Genomic DNA, 19,111 nt, shown 5'->3' with positions numbered 1-19,111 from the left:
GTCGACCTGACCACGGTGGACGACGCCGTGCAGGTGCTGGGTGCTGATCAGCACCTCAGCCCCAGTTCTATCTCGCCACGGTTCTACTTCGGCGAGGGGGAACTAGCTCAGCGGAAGTCGCCGAGGTCCAGATCCTCCAGCGGGATGGCCTCGCCCGAGCCCATACCGAGCGTCGGGAAGTCGATCTCGTCGTAGCCGAAGCTCGGGTAGAGCTCGGCCTTGGCCTGCTCGGTGGGCTCGACCTCGACGTTGCGGTAGCGGGGCAGACCCGTACCGGCCGGGATGAGCTTACCGATGATGACGTTCTCCTTGAGGCCCAGCAGCGGGTCGCGACGACCGCTCATCGACGCCTCGGTGAGCACTCGGGTGGTCTCCTGGAAGGAGGCCGCCGAGAGCCACGAGTCGGTGGCGAGCGAAGCCTTCGTGATACCCATCAGCTCCGGACGGCCGGCGGCCGGCTGGCCACCCTCCGACACGGCCTTGCGGTTGGCGTCCTCGAAGCGCATGCGCTCCGCGAGCTCGCCAGGAAGCAGGTGCGAGTCACCCGAGTCGAGCACGGTCACGCGACGCAGCATCTGCCGCACGATGACCTCGATGTGCTTGTCGTGGATGTCCACGCCCTGGCTGCGGTAGGTCTCCTGGACCTGGTCCACCAGGTGCGTCTGCGTGGCACGCGGGCCGAGGATCCGCAGCACCTTCTTCGGGTCGACAGCACCCTGGACGAGCTGCGTACCCACGGTGACGTGGTCGCCGTCCGCGATCTTGAGGCGCGCACGCTTCGTGACCGGGTACTTGATCTCCTCGCCACCGTCGTCCGGCGTCAGCACGAGGTGACGCGTCCGCTCGGTGTCCTCGATCGTCACGCGACCCGTGTACTCCGCGATCGGCGCCTCACCCTTGGGGGTGCGGGCCTCGAAGAGCTCGGTGACACGCGGCAGACCCTGCGTGATGTCCTCAGCGGCAGCCACACCACCGGTGTGGAAGGTACGCATCGTCAGCTGCGTGCCCGGCTCACCGATCGACTGCGCCGCAATGATGCCGACGGCCTCGCCGATGTCCACGAGCAGACCCGTGGCCAGGGAGCGGCCGTAGCACTTGGCGCAGGTACCGACACGGGACTCGCACGTCAGGACCGAACGGACCTTGACGCTCTCGATGCCCGCGGCGATCACCTGGTCGATGATGACGTCGCCCGCGTCCGACCCGGCGGTCGCGATGACGTTCCCGTCCGCGCCAACCACCTCGGTCGCGAAGGTGCGCGAGTAGATGCTGGTCTCGACGCGGTCGTCCGGGATGAGCGAGCCGTCGGGGAGCTTCTCGGCGACCGGCAGCGTAAGACCACGCTCGGTACCGCAGTCCTCCTCGCGGATGATGACGTCCTGCGAGACGTCCACCAGACGACGGGTCAGGTAACCCGAGTCCGCCGTACGGAGGGCCGTGTCGGCCAGACCCTTACGGGCACCGTGCGTCGCGATGAAGTACTCGAGGACGGACAGGCCCTCGCGGTAGTTGGACTTGATCGGGCGAGGGATGATCTCGCCCTTCGGGTTCGCCACAAGACCACGCATACCGGCGATCTGACGGACCTGCATCCAGTTACCACGTGCACCCGAGCCCACCATGCGCATGACGGTGTTGCGCGCGTCGCTCTCGAGGTTCGTCCGCATGACCGAAGCGACTCGGTCGGTGGCCTGCGTCCAGATCTCGATGAGCTCCTGACGACGCTCGTCGTCGGTGATCAGACCCTTCTCGAACTGCTGCTGGACCTTGAGCGCCCGGCCCTCGTGCTCGTCGAGGATCGCGCCCTTCTCGGTCGGCGCAGCGACGTCGGAGATGGCGATCGTGACGCCCGAACGCGTGGCCCACCGGTAGCCGGCGTCCTTCAGCGCGTCCAGCGCAGCGGCCACCTCGACCTTCGGGTAGCGCTCGGCGAGGTCGTTGACGATCGTGGAGAGACGCTTCTTGTCGGCGATCCCGTTCTCGTACGGGTAGTCGACGGGCAGCGCCTCGTTGAACAGGTACCGGCCGAGGGTGGTGTCGAACAGGAGCTGCTGCCCCTGCTCCCAGCCCTCGGGCGCCTCGAAGTCCTTCAGCGGCGGAACGAGGTCCGACATCCGCAGCTTGATCTTGGCGTTGATGTCCAGCTCGTTGCGGTCGAACGCCATGATGGCCTCGGCCACGGAACCGAAGGCACGGCCCTCGCCCACGGCGCCCGGACGGTCGCTCGTGAGGTGGTGCAGACCGATGATCATGTCCTGCGAAGGCATGGTCACCGGACGGCCGTCCGACGGCTTGAGGATGTTGTTGCTCGAGAGCATGAGGATGCGGGCCTCGGCCTGCGCCTCGGCGCTCAGGGGCAGGTGCACAGCCATCTGGTCACCGTCGAAGTCGGCGTTGAACGCGCCGCACACGAGCGGGTGCAGGTGGATGGCCTTGCCCTCGACGAGCTGCGGCTCGAACGCCTGGATGCCCAGGCGGTGCAGCGTCGGCGCACGGTTCAGGAGCACGGGGTGCTCCGTGATGACCTCTTCGAGCACGTCCCAGACGACGGGACGCGTGCGCTCGACCATGCGCTTGGCGCTCTTGATGTTCTGCGCGTGGTTGAGCTCCACGAGCCGCTTCATGACGAAGGGCTTGAACAGCTCGAGCGCCATCTGCTTGGGCAGACCGCACTGGTGCAGCTTGAGCTGCGGCCCGACCACGATGACCGAACGGCCCGAGTAGTCGACGCGCTTGCCGAGCAGGTTCTGACGGAACCGGCCCTGCTTGCCCTTGAGCATGTCGGAGATCGACTTCAGCGGCCGGTTGCCCGGGCCCGTCACCGGACGACCACGGCGGCCGTTGTCGAACAGCGAGTCGACGGCCTCCTGGAGCATCCGCTTCTCGTTGTTGACGATGATCTCCGGCGCGCCGAGGTCCAGGAGCCGCTTGAGGCGGTTGTTCCGGTTGATGACGCGGCGGTACAGGTCGTTCAGGTCCGACGTCGCGAACCGGCCACCGTCGAGCTGCACCATCGGGCGCAGGTCCGGCGGGATGACCGGGACGGCGTCGAGCACCATCGCGGTCGGCGAGTTCGTGGTCGTCAGGAACGCGTTCACGACCTTGAGGCGCTTGAGGGCACGGGTCTTGCGCTGGCCCTTGCCCGAGCGGATGGTCTCGCGCAGCGACTCGGCCTCGGCGTCCAGGTCGAAGTTCTGGAGACGCTGCTGGATCGCGTTGGCGCCCATGGCGCCCTCGAAGTAGGTGCCGTAACGGTCCTGGAGCTGCCGGTAGAGCATCTCGTCGCCCTCGAGGTCAGCGACCTTGAGGTTCTTGAACCGGTCCCAGACCTGCTCGAGGCGGTCCAGCTCCTGGTCCGAACGCTTCCGGAGCTGTGCCATCTCGCGCTCGGCGGAGTCACGCACCTTGCGGCGCGCGTCGGCCTTGGCACCCTCGGCCTCGAGCTCGGCCAGGTCGGCCTCGAGCTTCTGGGCGCGGGTGTTGATGTCGTTGTCCCGGCGGTCGGAGATCTCCTTCTTCTCGAGATCGATCTCGTTCTGCAGGTTGGGCAGGTCTTCCTGGCGGGCCTCGTCGTCGACCGACGTGATCATGTAGGCCGCGAAGTAGATGACCTTCTCGAGGTCCTTCGGAGCCAGGTCCAGCAGGTAGCCCAGGCGGGACGGCACACCCTTGAAGAACCAGATGTGCGTGACGGGAGCGGCGAGCTCGATGTGGCCCATGCGCTCACGGCGCACCTTGGAGCGCGTGACCTCTACGCCACAACGCTCACAGATGATGCCCTTGAAGCGCACGCGCTTGTACTTGCCGCAGTAGCACTCCCAGTCGCGGGTGGGACCGAAGATCTTCTCGCAGAAGAGCCCGTCCTTCTCCGGCTTGAGGGTGCGGTAGTTGATGGTCTCTGGCTTCTTGACCTCACCGTGCGACCAGGCACGGATGTCCTCGGCCGTGGCGAGGCCGATACGCAGCTCGTCGAAGACGTTGACGTCGAGCAAGATGTCCTACTTCCTGAAGTTCTCGAAAACCCTCGTGGTGTCCGGGTCCGCGCCCGGTGTCCAGGTCCGCGCCCGCAGTGCGGGCGCGGACCGGTGTCAGATCTCGTCGACGCTGGAGGCGGCGTTCGGCCGCCTCGAGAGGTCGATGCCGAGCTCCTCAGCGGCGCGGTACACCTCGTCGTCCGACTCCTTCATCTCGATGGAGACACCGTCGCTCGAGAGCACCTCGACGTTCAGGCACAGCGACTGCATCTCCTTGAGGAGGACCTTGAAGGACTCCGGGATGCCCGAGTCGGGGATGTTCTCGCCCTTGACGATCGCCTCGTAGACCTTCACGCGGCCCGGGACGTCGTCGGACTTGATGGTGAGCAGCTCCTGGAGCGTGTACGCGGCGCCGTACGCCTCGAGCGCCCAGACCTCCATCTCACCGAACCGCTGACCACCGAACTGCGCCTTACCACCCAGCGGCTGCTGCGTGATCATCGAGTACGGGCCGGTCGAGCGCGCGTGGATCTTGTCGTCGACCAGGTGGTGCAGCTTCAGGATGTACATGTAGCCGGTCGAGACGGCCTCGGGGAACGGCTCGCCGGAGCGGCCGTCGAAGAGGTGCGCCTTGCCGTCCGGGTTGACCATCCGCTCACCGTCGCGGTTGGGCAGCGTGGCACCGAAGAGACCGCGGAGCGCGACCTCCTCCAGACCGTCGAACACTGGCGTGGCGACAGGGCGGCCCGGCTCGCTCGTGTGCGCGACCGCGGGGAGGCTCTCCAGCCACTCCCCGCCCTTGTCCTCCGCCAGCGAGACGTCCCAGCCCTGCTTGGCGATCCACCCGAGGTGGGTCTCCAGCACCTGGCCCACGTTCATGCGGCCCGGCACACCCAGCGGGTTCAGGATGACGTCGACCGGCGTGCCGTCCTCGAGGAACGGCATGTCCTCCTGCGGGAGGATCTTCGAGATGACGCCCTTGTTGCCGTGGCGGCCGGCCAGCTTGTCGCCGACCGTGATCTTGCGGCGCTGCGCGATGTAGACGCGCACCAGCTGGTTCACGCCGGCGGGCAGCTCGTCGCCGTCCTCCCGGTTGAACTCGCGCACGGCGATGACCGTGCCCTGCTCACCGTGGGGCACCTTGAGCGAGGTGTCGCGCACCTCGCGCGCCTTCTCGCCGAAGATCGCGCGCAGCAGGCGCTCCTCCGGGGTCAGCTCGGTCTCACCCTTGGGCGTGACCTTGCCGACCAGGATGTCGCCGGCGCCGACCTCGGCACCGATGCGGATCACGCCGCGCTCGTCGAGGTCCGCGAGAACCTCCTCGGAGACGTTCGGGATGTCCCGCGTGATCTCCTCGGGGCCGAGCTTGGTGTCGCGAGCGTCGACCTCGTGCTCCTCGATGTGGATCGAGGAGAGGACGTCGTCCTCGACGAGGCGCTGCGACAGGATGATCGCGTCCTCGTAGTTGTGGCCCTCCCAGGACATGAACGCGACCAGCAGGTTGCGGCCGAGCGCGAGCTCGCCCTCGTCCGTGGCCGGGCCGTCCGCGAGCACGGAGCCGTTCTCTACCCGCGCACCCTCGTCGACCAGCACGCGCTGGTTGTAGCTCGTGCCCTGGTTCGAGCGCACGAACTTGTGCACGCGGTACGAGCCCGTCGTGCCGTCGTCGTTCGCGACGAGCACCAGGTCGGCGGAGACCTCGGTGACGACACCGGGCTTGGTCGCCACGATGACGTCGCCGGCGTCGACCGCCGCGCGGCGCTCCATGCCGGTACCGACCACGGGGGCCTCGGACCGGACCAGCGGCACCGCCTGGCGCTGCATGTTGGCGCCCATGAGGGCGCGGTTCGCGTCGTCGTGCTCGAGGAACGGGATCAGGGCAGTCGCGACCGACACCATCTGGCGCGGCGAGATGTCCATGTAGTCGACCTCGGCACCCGGGATGTCGTTGGTCTCGCCACCCTTGGTGCGGACGAGCACACGGTCGAGGACGAAGGTGCCGTCCGCGAGCAGCGGCGTGTTCGCCTGCGCGATGATGTAGCGGTCCTCGTCATCGGCCGTCAGGTACTCGATGTTGTCGGTGACCTTGCCGTTCTCGACCTTGCGGTACGGCGTCTCGATGAAGCCGAACGGGTTGATGCGACCGAACGACGCGAGCGAACCGATCAGACCGATGTTCGGACCCTCAGGGGTCTCGATCGGGCACATGCGGCCGTAGTGCGACGGGTGGACGTCACGGACCTCCATGCCGGCGCGGTCGCGGGACAGACCACCCGGGCCCAGCGCGTTCAGACGGCGCTTGTGCGTCAGACCGGCGAGCGGGTTGTTCTGGTCCATGAACTGCGACAGCTGCGAGGTGCCGAAGAACTCGCGGATCGACGCGACGACCGGACGGATGTTGATCAGCGTCTGCGGCGTGATGGCCTCGACGTCCTGCGTGGTCATGCGCTCGCGAACGACGCGCTCCATGCGGGACAGACCGGTGCGCACCTGGTTCTGGATGAGCTCACCCACGGCGCGGATGCGGCGGTTGCCGAAGTGGTCGATGTCGTCGACCTCGACGCGCACCTCGACGGGCTTGCCGTTACGCATGCCGGACAGGGCCTGCTTGTCGGCGTGCAGGGCGGCGAGGTACTTGATCGTGGCGACCACGTCGGTCAGCGACAGCGTGGACTCGCCCAGCTCCGCGTCGACGCCCAGCTTCTTGTTCGCCTTGTAGCGGCCGACCTTCGCGAGGTCGTAGCGCTTCGGGTTGAAGTAGAAGTTCTCGAGCAGCGCGCGACCGGCCTCGACCGTGGGCGGCTCGCCCGGGCGGATCTTGCGGTACAGGTCGACCAGGGCCTCGTCCTCGGTGTGGACGTGGTCCTTCTCGAGCGTGTCGAGCACCGACGGGAACTCGGCGAACTCCTCGCGGATCTCCGCCTCGCTCATGCCGAGGGCCTTGAGCAGCACCGTGACGGACTGCTTGCGCTTGCGGTCGACACGGACGCCGACGGCGTCGCGCTTGTCGATCTCGAACTCGAGCCAGGCACCACGCGACGGGATGATCTTCGCGGAGAAGACGTCCTTGTCGCTGGTCTTGTCCGGGGTGCGCTCGAAGTAGACGCCCGGGGAACGCACCAGCTGGGAGACGACGACACGCTCGGTGCCGTTGATGATGAAGGTGCCGCGGGCCGTCATGAGCGGGAAGTCACCCATGAAGACGGTCTGGCTCTTGATCTCACCAGTGGTGTAGTTGACGAACTCCGCGGTGACGAACAGCGGGGCCGCGTAGGTGAAGTCCTTCTCCTTGCACTCGTCCGCCGTGTACTTCGGCGGCTCGAAGCGGTGGTTCGAGAAGGAGAGGGACATCGAGGAGCCGAAGTCCTCGATCGGGGAGATCTCCTCGAAGATCTCCTCGAGGCCCGAGGTTTCCGGGACATCATTACGGCCAGCCGCCTTGGCAATTTCTACCCGGCCCTGCCAGGCTGGGTTACCAAGAAGCCAGTCGAAGCTCTCGGTCTGAAGGCCAAGCAGGTCGGGGACCTCGAGTGGCTCATAGATCTTTGCGAATGAAACGCGACGGGAAGCGGTACGGTTCGCAATGGCTTCGGCGGACGGAGCTGAAGGGGTGCGCGAGGCAGCCAAGAGGGGTCCTTCCCTGCAGTTCGAGTGAACGCTGTACGCTCTGCGGTGCTGCAGGAAGCTCTGCCGGACTTCACCGGTCGCCGGAGGGCATCCCACAAGCAGGGATGCAGCCAGGACTTTCGGGAAGCAGGGGGAGGCGTCGAGGGCACACGCGGGCGCAAAGCGCTAGCATACCTATCTCCTTGAAGTATGTCTAGTCGCCGTAGTCCCTGCACGCCGAGACCGCAATAATCGTCGGATCGTTGCGTATCCGCACTGCCCCGGCGCTGCGGCTGAACTGCGGAAACACGAGAGGCCCGCACCCCGAGGGGTGCGGGCCTCTGCAGTCGGCGGACGGCGCCCGGGACGAGCCCGAGCCGCCGTCACACCAGCCCGAAGGCGGTACAGCCAGAAGTCACTTGAGGGTGACGGTGGCGCCGGCGCCCTCAAGAGCAGCCTTGGCCTTCTCGGCGGCGTCCTTGTCGGCAGCCTCGAGAACCGGCTTCGGCGCGCCGTCGACCAGGTCCTTGGCCTCCTTGAGACCGAGGGACGTGAGCGCGCGCACCTCCTTGATGACCTGGATCTTCTTGTCACCGGCGGCCTCGAGGATGACGTCGAACTCCGTCTTCTCCTCAGCGGCCTCGGCGGGCGCGCCACCGGCGGGGCCGGCAACGGCCACGGCGGCCGGGGCGGCCGCGGTGACGTCGAACTTCTCCTCGAAGGCCTTCACGAACTCCGAGAGCTCGAGAAGGGTGAGCTCCTCAAAGGTGGACAGGAGCTCTTCGGTGCTGAGCTTCGCCATGTTGGCGTTCCTTTCGGTAATCGCTTCGCGGGCCGGTCAGCCCGCCAGAAGCAGGGGGTTTGTTGCTGTGCTGCCACCCGATCAGGCGGCAGCACCCTCCGATTCCTGCTTCTGACGCAGGGCATCGATGACGCGAGCGACCTGGGTGGGCTTGGCGTTGAAGGCGTAAGCAGCCTGGCTGATCTTCGCCTTCATGGCACCGGCCGCCTTGGCCAGCAGAACCTCGCGGGACTCGAGGTCCGCGAGCTTCGTGATCTCTGCGGCCGTCATGGAGGCGCCGTCAAGCACGCCCCCCTTGATGACCAGAGCGGGGTTCGCCTTGGCGAAGTCACGCAGTCCCTTCGCAGCCTCGACCGGGTCACCGGTCACGAATGCGATGGCGGAGGGGCCCTTCAGATCGGCGTCGAGGCCCTCGACACCGGCCTGCTTGGCCGCGATCTCCGTAAGCGTGTTCTTCACCACGGCGTAGGTTGCGTTGCCGCCGAGCGACCGACGCAGCTCCTTGAGCTGCGCAACGGTGAGCCCGCGGTACTCGGTCAGCACGGCTGCGTTGGAGTCACGGAACTTGTCCGCGAGCTCCGCAACAGCGGCTGCCTTCTCCGGCGTCGCCATGGCAGTCCTTCCGGTGGTGGTACCACCGTTCCCTGAGGCGTACGCCCCGGGCTGGGCCCCGGAAATGAGAAAGAGCCCCGGCGCAGGCGACGGGGCTCGGTTGCGCGGCAGGGCCGCACTCGAGTTCGCACCTACGCAGGCCCCCGCTCTCAGCGGGACTTCGGTCCTCTTCCACCCTGCAAGAGAGCAGCGTCGGACAACCGGCGGTCTTGGGTTACCTGAGTAGATTACACGATCCCGGAGGTGGCGCCGCACCAAACGCCGGGTGGCGCCCGCCACACGCCGGCGAACGTAGGCTCCGTCGCTCTGTCGCCGGCGAACGTAGGCTCCGTCGCTCTATCAGGCCCCTTGCAGCGACTAACCCTACGTTCGACGCCGCCGACGCCGGCCGCACGGCCTGGGCGGCGTCAGCGGGGGAGGCCCTCCAGGGAGCCGAAGCACACCAGCGGCGCCGGCTCGGGCTCGTCCGCGAGCGCCGCCACCAGCGCCGCCTCCGGGTCGTCGGTGGCACGCAGGTGGGCGTGGAACCGCGGCATCACGCGGGCGGCGACGGCGTCGGACAGCGGGGCGACCGCCGCGACGACGGCGCGAGCGCCGAGCCGCAGGAGCACAGCGGTGAGCCCGAGGACCTCACCACCGACCACCTGGGAGGAGCCGCCGACCTCGCACGCCGAGAGGATCACCACCGATCCGGGCAGCCGCGTGCCGTCGAGCTCGTGCGCGAAGAGCGGGCCGTCGGCGAGGTCGATGGAGGCGAAGAGCGGGTTGTCGGCGTCATGCCGGCCGTGGGTCGCGAGGTGCACGATGTCGTGCGTGGCGAGCGCCTCGCGTACGGCCGCCGTGGTCGCGGCCGCACCGGTGAGGACGGTCGCGCCGGGCCACATCGTGCCCACCGCCCGTACTTCGCTGGCGCCGAGGGTCACCCCGGGGCCGTGCGCCGCGAGGAGCCGGTGCCCCTCCCCCGGCCGCGCGTGTGCCCGTCCGCGCGCGACATAGGAGCGCATGGTGGTGCGCTTCCCTCGCCGGGACGGGAGCGCGGTCCACGGGACGCCGACGAGCGGGTCCCTGCCCACGACGTAGAGGGAGCCGTCGACCTCCAGCGGTTGGACGAGGAGCTGGTCGAGCGCGTCGAGGTTGCGGGTCAGGGAGCGGCGGGCGACGTCGCGCAGCGCCGGGGGTACGAGGTCGTTGGCGCACACCCCGAGGTCGGCACGGGCGCGCAGCACCCGCTCGGCGACGTCGGCCCGTGGGCCGAGGTCCATGGTGCGGGTGCCGTGCGCGTCCAGGCGGACGCAGCGCAGGACGCCGTCGAACACCAGGAAGTTGGCGACCACCGCGCCGTCGTCGCGGGCGGCCAGCAGGCTGCGGACGTCCGCGACGGTCGCGGGGCGCTCCTCGACCGCGGCCGCGTCGTCGCCCGTCCGGTGCCAGGCGCGTTCGCGGGCGGTCGCGAGGAGCCTGCCGGAGCGCTCGAAGAGGTGGGCGCGCTCGCCCGCGCTCTCCGGGCTGGTGAGCGTGCGGGCCCGGACGACGAGGCCGCGGGCCTCGGTGACGAGCGCTCGCACGGCGGGGTCGTCCGGGGCTGCGGCGCCACCCACGCCGGCGAAGGTGGCACGGCCGCGTTCGAGGGCCTCGAACAGCGCGTCGGGCTCGCCGGTCCTGGCGGCGGCCTCGACGTCGGTGCGCTGCAGGTCGACGCCGTGCGCGGCGGCGGCGGTCACGGACTCGACCGAGCCGAGGCCCACGCGGTGGTCGGCGAGCAGACCGAGGCCCAGGCGCACGGCGGCGATCCCCGCGTCCCTGTCCCCCGAGGCGAAGGCGATCTGCGCGCGCACGGTCTGCTGCTGGATCCGGGTGGTGAGCGGGGCGTCGGCCATCCCGTCGGGCAGGTTGTCGAGCACCGCGCGGGCGGCCGCGACGTCGTCGGCCAGGAGGTACCACTGTGCCGCGACGAACCGCGCCGCGAGACCCGGGTGCTGCCCGAGGAGCGGGTCCACCTCGTCGCCGGCCCGCACCGCGTCGAGCGCCTGCTCTGCGCGGTCGCGCGCGTCGTGCGGCACGGGGACCTCGCCACGGCGGACCGGCAGGAGGATCGCCTCCAGCTCCGCGACGTGGGCGACCGCTGCTCGCTGCGGGCGGCCGACGCCGGCGTAGTACTGCCGGGCGAAGGCCGCGCCGACGCGGGCCTCCTCCCACCGGTGCAGCGCCAAGAGGCAGCGGGCGCGGAAGTACTCGGCGTCCGCCCGGTGCTGGGCCCGGCCGGGAACGACCATGCGAGAGATCGCCTGGCTGAGGACGCGCTCGGCGCCCTCGAGCAGGCCTGCCTCGTAGAGGACGGCGCCGCGGCCGATGTCGAGCACCCCGTCCGCACGCTCGGGGTCGACGGCGCGGGCGGCGGCCATGGCCTGCAACGCGCCCGGGATGTCGCCGAGCGCGTACCGCACGAAGCCCGTGTTCTGCTGCGCGAGCGAGGCGACACCGGTCAGGTCCGCGCGTACCGCCCGCTCGTGGCAGGCGTCGAAGTCGCGGAGCGCCGCGTCCAGCCGACCGAGCTCGATGGCTGTCGCGCCCCGGTTGAGCAGCGCCACCGCGAGATCCCGCGGGGGCAGGAGAGTCGGATCCGCGAGCACGTGGTCGAAGGCAGCCATGGCGTCGGCATGCCGGCCCGCACGCTGGAGGAGCAGACCACGCGTCCCCTCGACGACGGCGGCGAGCCGTACCCGGGCCGACGGCGGTGCGGTCTCGGCACGAGCATCGGCGTCTTCGAGGAGCGCCAGCGGCTTGTCGAGCGTGTCCTCGATCGCCTGGACGGCAACGGCCTCCCCCGTCAGGGAACGAACGCTCCCCTCGGCCCAGCGCTCGTGGTCCGCTGGTCCAAGGCCGTTGGCATCGATCATCCGAAGCCGGTCGAGCACGTCCCGGAACCGCGGCAAGGCGTCGCCAGGCCGCGACCGGGAGTTGAGCTCCCGCGCGGCCAGCAGCTCCGCCTCAAGTTCCGGCCACATGTCGCCCCCTCGCCTTTTTGGCGCCACCGCGGGCGTCTGGCGGGACACGGTAGCGGGGTGTGGTGGCCTGTGTCACCGGCCTGTTCGACGCCGCAGGTCAGGGACTTGCGGTCGGGTGAAGGTGACTGTCTGGACCGCTCTTCGCCCGCTTGAGGGCATCACGTGACGGCGAGTCCCTCGACCGAGCTGAAGCAGACCAACGGAACCGGCTCAGCGACGTCCTTGAGGGCCGCCGCGAGCGCCGCCTCCGGATCGTCGGTCTCACGCAGGTGAGCATGCAGGCGGGGCATGACGCGGGCGGCGAGCTCGTCGGAGAGCTTGGCGACCGAGGCGATGACGGCGCGGGCTCCCAGGCGCAGGAGTACCGACGTCAGGCCGAGCACCTCGCCGCCGAGCACCTGGGTGGAACCACCGACCTCGCACGACGACAGGATCACCACCGACCCCGGCAAGGGCGTCCCGTCGAGTTCGTGGGCGAACAGCGGGCCGTCGGCGAGGTCGATGCTCGCGAAGAGTGGGTTGTCGGCGTCGTGCTGGCCGTGGGTGGCTAGATGGACGACGTCGTGGGTCGCGAGCGCCGTGCGGACGTGCTCGGTGACGGCGTGCTCGCCGGTCAGGACGGTTGCGCCTGCCCATTGGCGGCCGACGGCATGGGCCTCGTCGGTGCCGTGCTTCACGCCGGGGCCGGCCGCTGCCAGGAGTCGGCGCTTGCCGCTGGGGCGGGCGTGGGTGCGGCCCCGAGCCACGTACGAGTTGACGGCGGTGCGCAGGCCGCTGCGGGAGGGGAGGGCGGTCCAGGGGACGCTGAGCAGGGGTTCGCGACCCACGACGTAGAGGTCCCCCGAGGCGTGGAGCGGGGCGAGGAGGATGTCGTCGAGCACCTTGAGGTTGCGCGCCAGGGAGGCGTTGGCGGAGGCGCGAAGCGGCGCCGGGATCAGATCGTTGGCGGCCATGGCGAAGTCGGCGCTCAGTCGGCGCACGCGCTCAGTCATATCCTCCGCTGATCCGAGGTCGATGGTCGTCACGCCGTGCGCGTCCATCCGGACACAGCGGAGCACACCATCGAGGACGAAGAAGTTGGCAACGACGGCGGCCTCGTCGCCACGCTCGGTCAGCACACGGCGCAGCTCGCGGGCCGTCACTGGACGCTGCACCCCGCCCGCGTTGCCCGCGTGCTGCCAGGAACGTTCGCGGACCTCATTTTGGATGCGGTACGCGCGGCGGGTGAGCCGTTCCCGCTCCTTCGCCTGGTCCGCGGGCAGCTCGCGTGCCCTGGCGAGCAGGCTCCGGGTCTCGGTGAGGAGTGCCGCAGCTTCTGGGTCGTCGGGCGGGGTGACGCGGCCCGTGCCGGCGAAGGTGGCGCGGCCGCGCTCCAACGCGTCGAACAGAGCACCTGGCTTTCCGGTGTGTACCGCGGCCGCGACGTCGATGCGGGTCAATTCCACTCCATGCGTAGCGGCAGCCGTGACCGACTCGACCGAACCGAGTCGGCCACGATGATCAGCGAGCAGGCCCAGGCCTGCCCTGACCGCCCGTAGGCCTCTGGCACGGTCACCCGCTGCGAACGCGAGCTCGGCTCGAGCCGTGTAGTGCTGGATCCGCATGGTCAGCGGGGCGTTCGTCAGCCCCCGCGGAAGGTCCGCGAGAGCAGCGCGAGCAGCGACAAGATCCCCTATAAGTAGGAACCACTGGGCCCCCACCAGTCGCGCGGCGTGACCAGGGTGCTGACCCAAGACTGGTCCGGCGGTGTCGCCCTCTTCGGCAGCGGCGAGTGCCTGCGCTGCACGGCGACGGACGGCGTTGTGCACCACCCGTTTTGTCCCCCGTCGTGCAGGTGCTAGGGCCGCCTCCAGCTCTAGCACCCTTGCAAGCACAGCCCATTGTGCGTATCCAGCGGCGACAAAGTGTGTGCGCGCTCGAGCCGCAAAGGTTGCCGACTCGTCGAAACGGAGAAGGGCGAGTAGGCATCGAGCACGAACGTACTCGGCGATCGCCCGATCTGTACGTCGCCCCGCCTTGAGTAGCTGCGGAATTGCCTCGGCCAACAGAGCATCCGCCTCGTCCACCAATCCGACGCCGTACAGCACTTCTGCTCGGCCCAGCAGGGGAATACCGTTGTCTTGTTCCGGCGCAAGCTCGCGCGAGGCGGCCATCTCGGCCAGCGCTGCAGGCGCGTCACCAAGCATGCTCAGGTAGTAGCCGGAGTTGTGACGAGCAAAGGCCACAAGAACCGGGACGCCGGCAGTGTTGGCGTGTCGCACTGCGGCAAGGTTGTCAGCCAGAGCTCCCTCTATGTCCCCCAGGTCCGACAGGGCGGCAGCTCGATTGAGGTACGTGACTGCCAAATCCCGCGGTTCACCATCGTCGCTAACCGCCAGTACTCGATTGAAGAGTTTCACCGCCTCCGCGTGCTCCCCTGCATTTCGGAGGAACAACCCACGCTGCCCGGCGGTCACTGCCTCTATGTGTCGGCGTTCCTTACCATCCAGGAGTTTGGCGGCATCGAGCGCCCTATCGAGCAGCCCGAGAGCGCCTCGAAGATCGCCTGAGATCGCCAGGTCGGCCTGCGCAAGTCCCATCCAAGACCTCGCGATAAGCCACGCCGATACTTTCCGCTCGTCGTCGACCAGCTCCGTCCCGTCATACTCACCAAGTTCCCGAAGAAGTGCTTGGTATTCACGGCGAGCACGGCGTGGACGCGCACGAATGTTCCATTCGCGCGCGCGCTCAAAACGCTCTGCGAGCACCTCCAAGCGTGTACCACTCACACAAAAACCCCCGGCTCACGTCATCACACTGGCACTCCAGGTACCTCCGAGTAGAGGTCCCCAACCTGGATCACAGCATGCCAGGCGTCACCAACGCGCCCGGGCGTGTCTGACGTTGGAAGTTCGCCAGCACTCCGGCGAGAGAAGATGGCTGCCGCAAGCTGGCCCGCAAGGTAGGGCGACGAGAATGACGTCCCGCTCCAGGTTCCGAAGCCGTGTGTGAAGTCGTCCGGGTCGACAGCATGGCGCAGGCCGTCCGCCGAGCGCTTACCTTCGGCGGATCCGTCGAATGTTGTGGGCATCGCGCTCAGCACGTTCACGCCAGGGCGCACCGCAGCGATCCAAGGGCCGTCATTGCTGAAGTCGGCCAGGGTGCCATCGGGATTGGATGCGGCGACCCCGATCAACGGTGTGTAGTCCGGGCAAAGGTCGTGCACATCGCCGGGAACAACGCCGCCGCTGGTCCGACGTACGGACGGCGCCCAGCCCGCCGGGAACGTCTTGCGCGTTGACCCGTCGTTGCCAGCGGATACCACGACAAGCACACCCGCCCGACGCAGATCCCGGAGACGGCCGCGATAAACGCCCTCGTAGTCATCGTCGTCCTCCGGGTACTCCAGGTAGTAACCGCTGGCAATGACCACGATGTCGACGGGGAAGTACCCCGGAACTCCAGCTAGTCCCCGCAGATGGAACTCCAGGAGCCGCTCTACCGAGCGCGCGAAATCCCACTCAGAGGCTGTACCGTCGCCACCGTAGACCCGGATGGGAAGCAGTGCGGCGTCGGGGCATGTCTGGTGAACGACACCAGCGATGAAGGTGCCGTGGCCGGCGTACCGGTCTAGGCGCGACGCTTCGCCGTCGCGGCGACCTTCGCGCTCGGCGTCGACATCTTCCTCGGGATAGGTACCGATCGACTGGCCATCGAGCTTCACGTCACGCAACACGGCGGTTCTCGGCTCGTCGAACCAAGGGTGCTTTCCGATGCCGGTATCAAGGATCGCCACCACCGGCCGGACGGTGCCGTCCCGAGCTGTCAGGGGCGACACGCCGTCGGACCGACGAACTGGTGCAGCGCCCGGATAGACGGCAGGAATCCGCTTGTCTGGATCGCCGTACCCGGCATCGTTTCGGTGGCCTGTGACCACATGATCCAGCGACACCCGCCTCCGGTTCTCCCCCGCCTCCTCCGCCACAGCCGCCAGCAGCCCCAGCGCGTCCCAGTCGTCCCGCACGTCATCGAGCCGCACCTCGACGTCGGGCCGCGCCCCCACGACGTCGGCGCCTTCACGCGACGGCGCCTGCTGGAAGTCGCCCGTCGTCACCGAGACGCCGTTCTCCCGAGCACGAGTCGTGATGAGATCCAGCAGCGCGTTGTGCCCGCCCTGGGAATCGCCCCGGACGATCACCCGGTCACGCACGTAGCGGGTGGGTGCTACCCGCCCACCAGGGAGCCGGTCGGTCTCCGGATCGAGCTCCCGGACCGGCCGCCATCCCCCGCCATGGTCTCGGACGCGCATTCCCTCGGGCATGGGCTCACTCACAGCAGTACCTCTCCATCGATAGACGCACTTGGCCGACCTCGCCGCGCCCCCTCGGCAGGGTCAGAGGTTCAACAGTTCAGAAGTTCAGAGTTCGATAACCGGCGTGCTCACGGCACCGCCGCTGCCGTCGGTCCTGCGGACCACCAGGCTCGCCCGCCCACGGTCGACGGAGTCGAAAGCGAACCGGCCGTCCTCGTCGGAGGCGACCGTGACGACGTCGACCCCCGGCCGGTGCAGCTCTACGTCGAGCCCGGCCGCGGGTGCGGCCCAGCCGTCGATCCGGACCCGTCCGCCGGCGGACGGGGACAGACTGATCATGACGGTCAGGGAGTCGTGCGTGAAGGTGATGGTCTTGGCCTCGGCCGGCGCCGTGTCGTCGGCGCGTGCGGCTGCGGCGGCCCCACGGACGCCCGCGAGCGGTGCGTCGAGGTAGACGGCCTCCATCAGGTCGGCCTCCAGGCCGGCCAGCGTGATCGCGAACAGCGAGCGCTCGACGAGATCGCTCGGCACCGGGTCAACCGCCTCGACCAGCTGGGCAAGACGGGTGAGCACGATTCCGTCGTCGGCGTCGAGCCGGCCCTTCGGATCGAACGAGAGGTCCCCCATGGCCCAATCGTCCTTGTTCGGTTCCGGCGTCAGGTCCACGAGAAGTCCCCCTGCTCGTCGAGGATGGTGCGCAGCTTTGCCAAGCAGCGCCCACGAGTCGAGCCGATGGAACCCATCGGCATTCCGATCGCCGCCGAGATGTGCCGGTAGTCCGGCCGGTCGGCGAGCGAAACCAGACGCAGCAGCTCTTGGCAGCGTCCGGGAAGTTTCTGGAGCGACATCCACAGGAGGCGATCGCGTTCGTCGCGCAGCACCTCGGCGTCGGGCAGCGGGGCCTTCGAGGGAAGAGCCATCGGGTGCTCCGGGCTGTCGTCCGGGAGCTCGGTGCGGCGCTTCTCGTCGTCACGGTGCTTGCGCACGGCCTCCCAGGCAGCGCGCTTCGCCGTGACCAGGAGCCACTTCAGCACGGCCTTGGGCTCAGCGATCGAGTCGGCGTGCCGCACGAGCGCTACCCAGGTGCTCTGCACCACGTCCTCGGCGGCATCGGGTTCGACGCCCTGCGCGCGGACCGTGTGCCACAGCAGCGGCGTCGCCTCGCGGACCAGGTCGCCGAGCGCCTGGTGGTTGCCCTCGCGGTACTCGGTCAAGGCGATCGCAGCGCGATCGCCGAGCGTGAGCCCGGGCCCGTCGACGTCGGGCAGGGCCTCCCTTGATCCTGTCATTGCACCACGGGATTCTCTGCTGGCGGATGTTGCCATGTCCGATACCGGACGTGGCGCACTTGGACCAGCCGAGTCTACGGCCGAGACCGCGGATCCGGGGAGGTAGAAGACGGTGCCCATCAGGCAGTCCCCTCTCCTCGACGCGCGTCGGCACGGTGCCGCTCATCAGACAAGAGGGGCGAACGCCAGGTTCGATACATCCCGCTGAACACAAATCAAGAAGACCCGCACCCCCGAGGGGGATGCGGGTCTTCTCGTGCTCAGGAGCGCTCGGTTCAGGCCGAGACGTCGTCCAGAAGCTTGGTGGTCTTGCTCTGGTCCAGCGGGATGCCGGGGCCCATCGTCGTCGTCATGGTCGCCTTGCTGATGTAGCGACCCTTCGAGGACGACGGCTTGAGGCGCAGGACCTCGTCGAGCGCGGCCGCGTAGTTCTCCAGCAGCTGGGTCTCCGAGAAGGAGGCCTTGCCGATGATGAAGTGCAGGTTCGCGTGCTTGTCGACACGGAACTCGATCTTGCCGCCCTTGATGTCGGCGACAGCCTTGGCCACGTCCATCGTCACGGTGCCGGTCTTCGGGTTCGGCATGAGGCCGCGGGGGCCCAGGACCTTACCGAGGCGACCGACCTTGCCCATGAGGTCCGGCGTGGCGACAGCGGAGTCGAAGTCGGTGTAGCCGGCGGCCACCTTCTCGATGAGCTCGTCGCCACCGACCTCGTCGGCACCGGCCGCGCGGGCCTCCTCCGCCTTGGCGGCGTTGGCGAACACGATGACCTTGGCGGTCTTGCCCGTGCCGTTCGGCAGGTTGACCGTGCCACGGACCATCTGGTCCGCCTTGCGCGGGTCGACGCTCAGCCGGAACGCGACCTCGACGGTCGCGTCGTACTTGACGGTGGCGGTCTCCTTGGCGAGACGGATCGCGTCGAGCGGCGCGTAGACGCTGTCGCTGTCGATCTTCTCCGCTGCGGCGAGATACGCCTTGCTGCGCTTTGCCATGTTTCTCTCCTCTTGTGGTCGTAGCGGGCCGAGTAGCCCTGCCACTTGCGGTGGCCGACGACGTCCGCCGGTCACCTTGGTCTGACGGGTCTCGTCACTCCGAGACGGTGATGCCCATCGAACGGGCGGTGCCCGCGATGATCAGCGAAGCGGCCTCGAGGTCGTTCGCGTTGAGGTCCGGCATCTTGGTCGTTGCGATCTCGCGGACCTGGTCCTTCGTGATCGAGGCAACCTTGACCGTGTGCGGCGTCGCGGAGCCCTTGGGGACGCCGGCGGCCTTCTTGATCAGCTCGGCGGCCGGCGGGGTCTTCGTGATGAAGGTGAACGAGCGGTCCTCGTACACCGTGATCTCGACCGGGATGACGTTGCCGCGCTGCGACTCGGTCGCCGCGTTGTACGCCTTGCAGAACTCCATGATGTTCACGCCGTGCTGACCCAGTGCGGGGCCGATCGGCGGAGCCGGCGTCGCGGCGCCGGCCTGGATCTGCAGCTTGATGAGGCCGGAGACCTTCTTCTTCGGGGGCATGCTTGTCTACCTTC

The 19,111-nt window shown here is 68.6% G+C and carries 12 protein-coding genes; 1 reads left to right on the top strand and 11 read right to left on the bottom strand.

What is annotated here, in order from left to right:
• Positions 1–107: 107 nt before the first annotated feature.
• The 6 genes from AB0F40_RS05865 to AB0F40_RS05840 form a co-directional block, all read right to left on the bottom strand.
• Positions 108–3,992 (bottom strand): DNA-directed RNA polymerase subunit beta', encoded by a 3,885-nt coding sequence (locus AB0F40_RS05865; RefSeq protein ID WP_357465134.1) that lies wholly within the window; start codon positions 3,990–3,992, stop codon positions 108–110.
• Between the two features lie 96 nt (positions 3,993–4,088).
• Positions 4,089–7,601, bottom strand: coding sequence for a DNA-directed RNA polymerase subunit beta (rpoB, locus tag AB0F40_RS05860; RefSeq protein ID WP_357465132.1), 3,513 nt, complete (start codon positions 7,599–7,601; stop codon positions 4,089–4,091).
• A gap of 394 nt (positions 7,602–7,995) precedes the next feature.
• Positions 7,996–8,382 carry a 50S ribosomal protein L7/L12 gene (gene rplL, locus AB0F40_RS05855; protein WP_357465130.1) on the bottom strand — a complete coding sequence of 129 codons (387 nt, stop codon included), beginning with the start codon at positions 8,380–8,382 and terminating at the stop codon, positions 7,996–7,998.
• Between the two features lie 81 nt (positions 8,383–8,463).
• Positions 8,464–8,994 (bottom strand): 50S ribosomal protein L10, encoded by a 531-nt coding sequence (rplJ, locus tag AB0F40_RS05850; protein ID WP_357465128.1) that lies wholly within the window; start codon positions 8,992–8,994, stop codon positions 8,464–8,466.
• A gap of 407 nt (positions 8,995–9,401) precedes the next feature.
• Positions 9,402–11,999 (bottom strand): CHAT domain-containing protein, encoded by a 2,598-nt coding sequence (locus AB0F40_RS05845; protein ID WP_357465126.1) that lies wholly within the window; start codon positions 11,997–11,999, stop codon positions 9,402–9,404.
• 158 nt (positions 12,000–12,157) lie between these two features.
• Positions 12,158–13,438 (bottom strand): CHAT domain-containing protein, encoded by a 1,281-nt coding sequence (locus AB0F40_RS05840; RefSeq protein ID WP_357465124.1) that lies wholly within the window; start codon positions 13,436–13,438, stop codon positions 12,158–12,160.
• A gap of 681 nt (positions 13,439–14,119) precedes the next feature.
• Between AB0F40_RS05840 and AB0F40_RS05835 the strand changes: the two genes are divergently transcribed.
• Positions 14,120–14,548, top strand: a complete 429-nt coding sequence (locus AB0F40_RS05835) for a hypothetical protein (RefSeq protein WP_357465122.1) — start codon at positions 14,120–14,122, stop codon at positions 14,546–14,548.
• Positions 14,549–14,790: 242 nt separating this feature from the next.
• Here the strand turns inward: AB0F40_RS05835 and AB0F40_RS05830 are convergent, their stop codons facing one another.
• The 5 genes from AB0F40_RS05830 to rplK all read right to left on the bottom strand — a co-directional run bounded on the left by AB0F40_RS05830 (position 14,791) and on the right by rplK (position 19,097).
• A complete protein-coding gene (locus tag AB0F40_RS05830) occupies positions 14,791–16,311 on the bottom strand; it encodes a S8/S53 family peptidase (RefSeq protein ID WP_357465120.1) in 1,521 nt (506 codons plus the stop codon).
• Positions 16,312–16,395: 84 nt separating this feature from the next.
• Complete coding sequence (locus AB0F40_RS05825; protein WP_357465118.1) at positions 16,396–16,917, bottom strand: hypothetical protein; 522 nt, start codon at positions 16,915–16,917, stop codon at positions 16,396–16,398.
• Between the two features lie 29 nt (positions 16,918–16,946).
• The gene (locus AB0F40_RS05820; protein ID WP_357465117.1) at positions 16,947–17,579 is read right to left on the bottom strand and encodes a sigma-70 family RNA polymerase sigma factor; all 633 of its coding nucleotides are present in this window, start codon (positions 17,577–17,579) and stop codon (positions 16,947–16,949) included.
• 275 nt (positions 17,580–17,854) lie between these two features.
• Positions 17,855–18,571: a 50S ribosomal protein L1 gene (rplA, locus tag AB0F40_RS05815; RefSeq protein WP_357465115.1), complete on the bottom strand. Its 717-nt coding sequence runs from the start codon at positions 18,569–18,571 to the stop codon at positions 17,855–17,857.
• Positions 18,572–18,665: 94 nt separating this feature from the next.
• Positions 18,666–19,097, bottom strand: coding sequence for a 50S ribosomal protein L11 (gene rplK, locus AB0F40_RS05810; RefSeq protein WP_274993138.1), 432 nt, complete (start codon positions 19,095–19,097; stop codon positions 18,666–18,668).
• Between the last annotated feature and the right edge of the window lie 14 nt (positions 19,098–19,111).

The sequence above is a fragment of the Promicromonospora sp. NPDC023987 genome (assembly GCF_040639055.1).
Taxonomy (GTDB): domain Bacteria; phylum Actinomycetota; class Actinomycetes; order Actinomycetales; family Cellulomonadaceae; genus Promicromonospora.
Note: the sequence above shows the minus strand (reverse complement) of the source record. Positions and strands in the feature narration are given on the sequence as shown.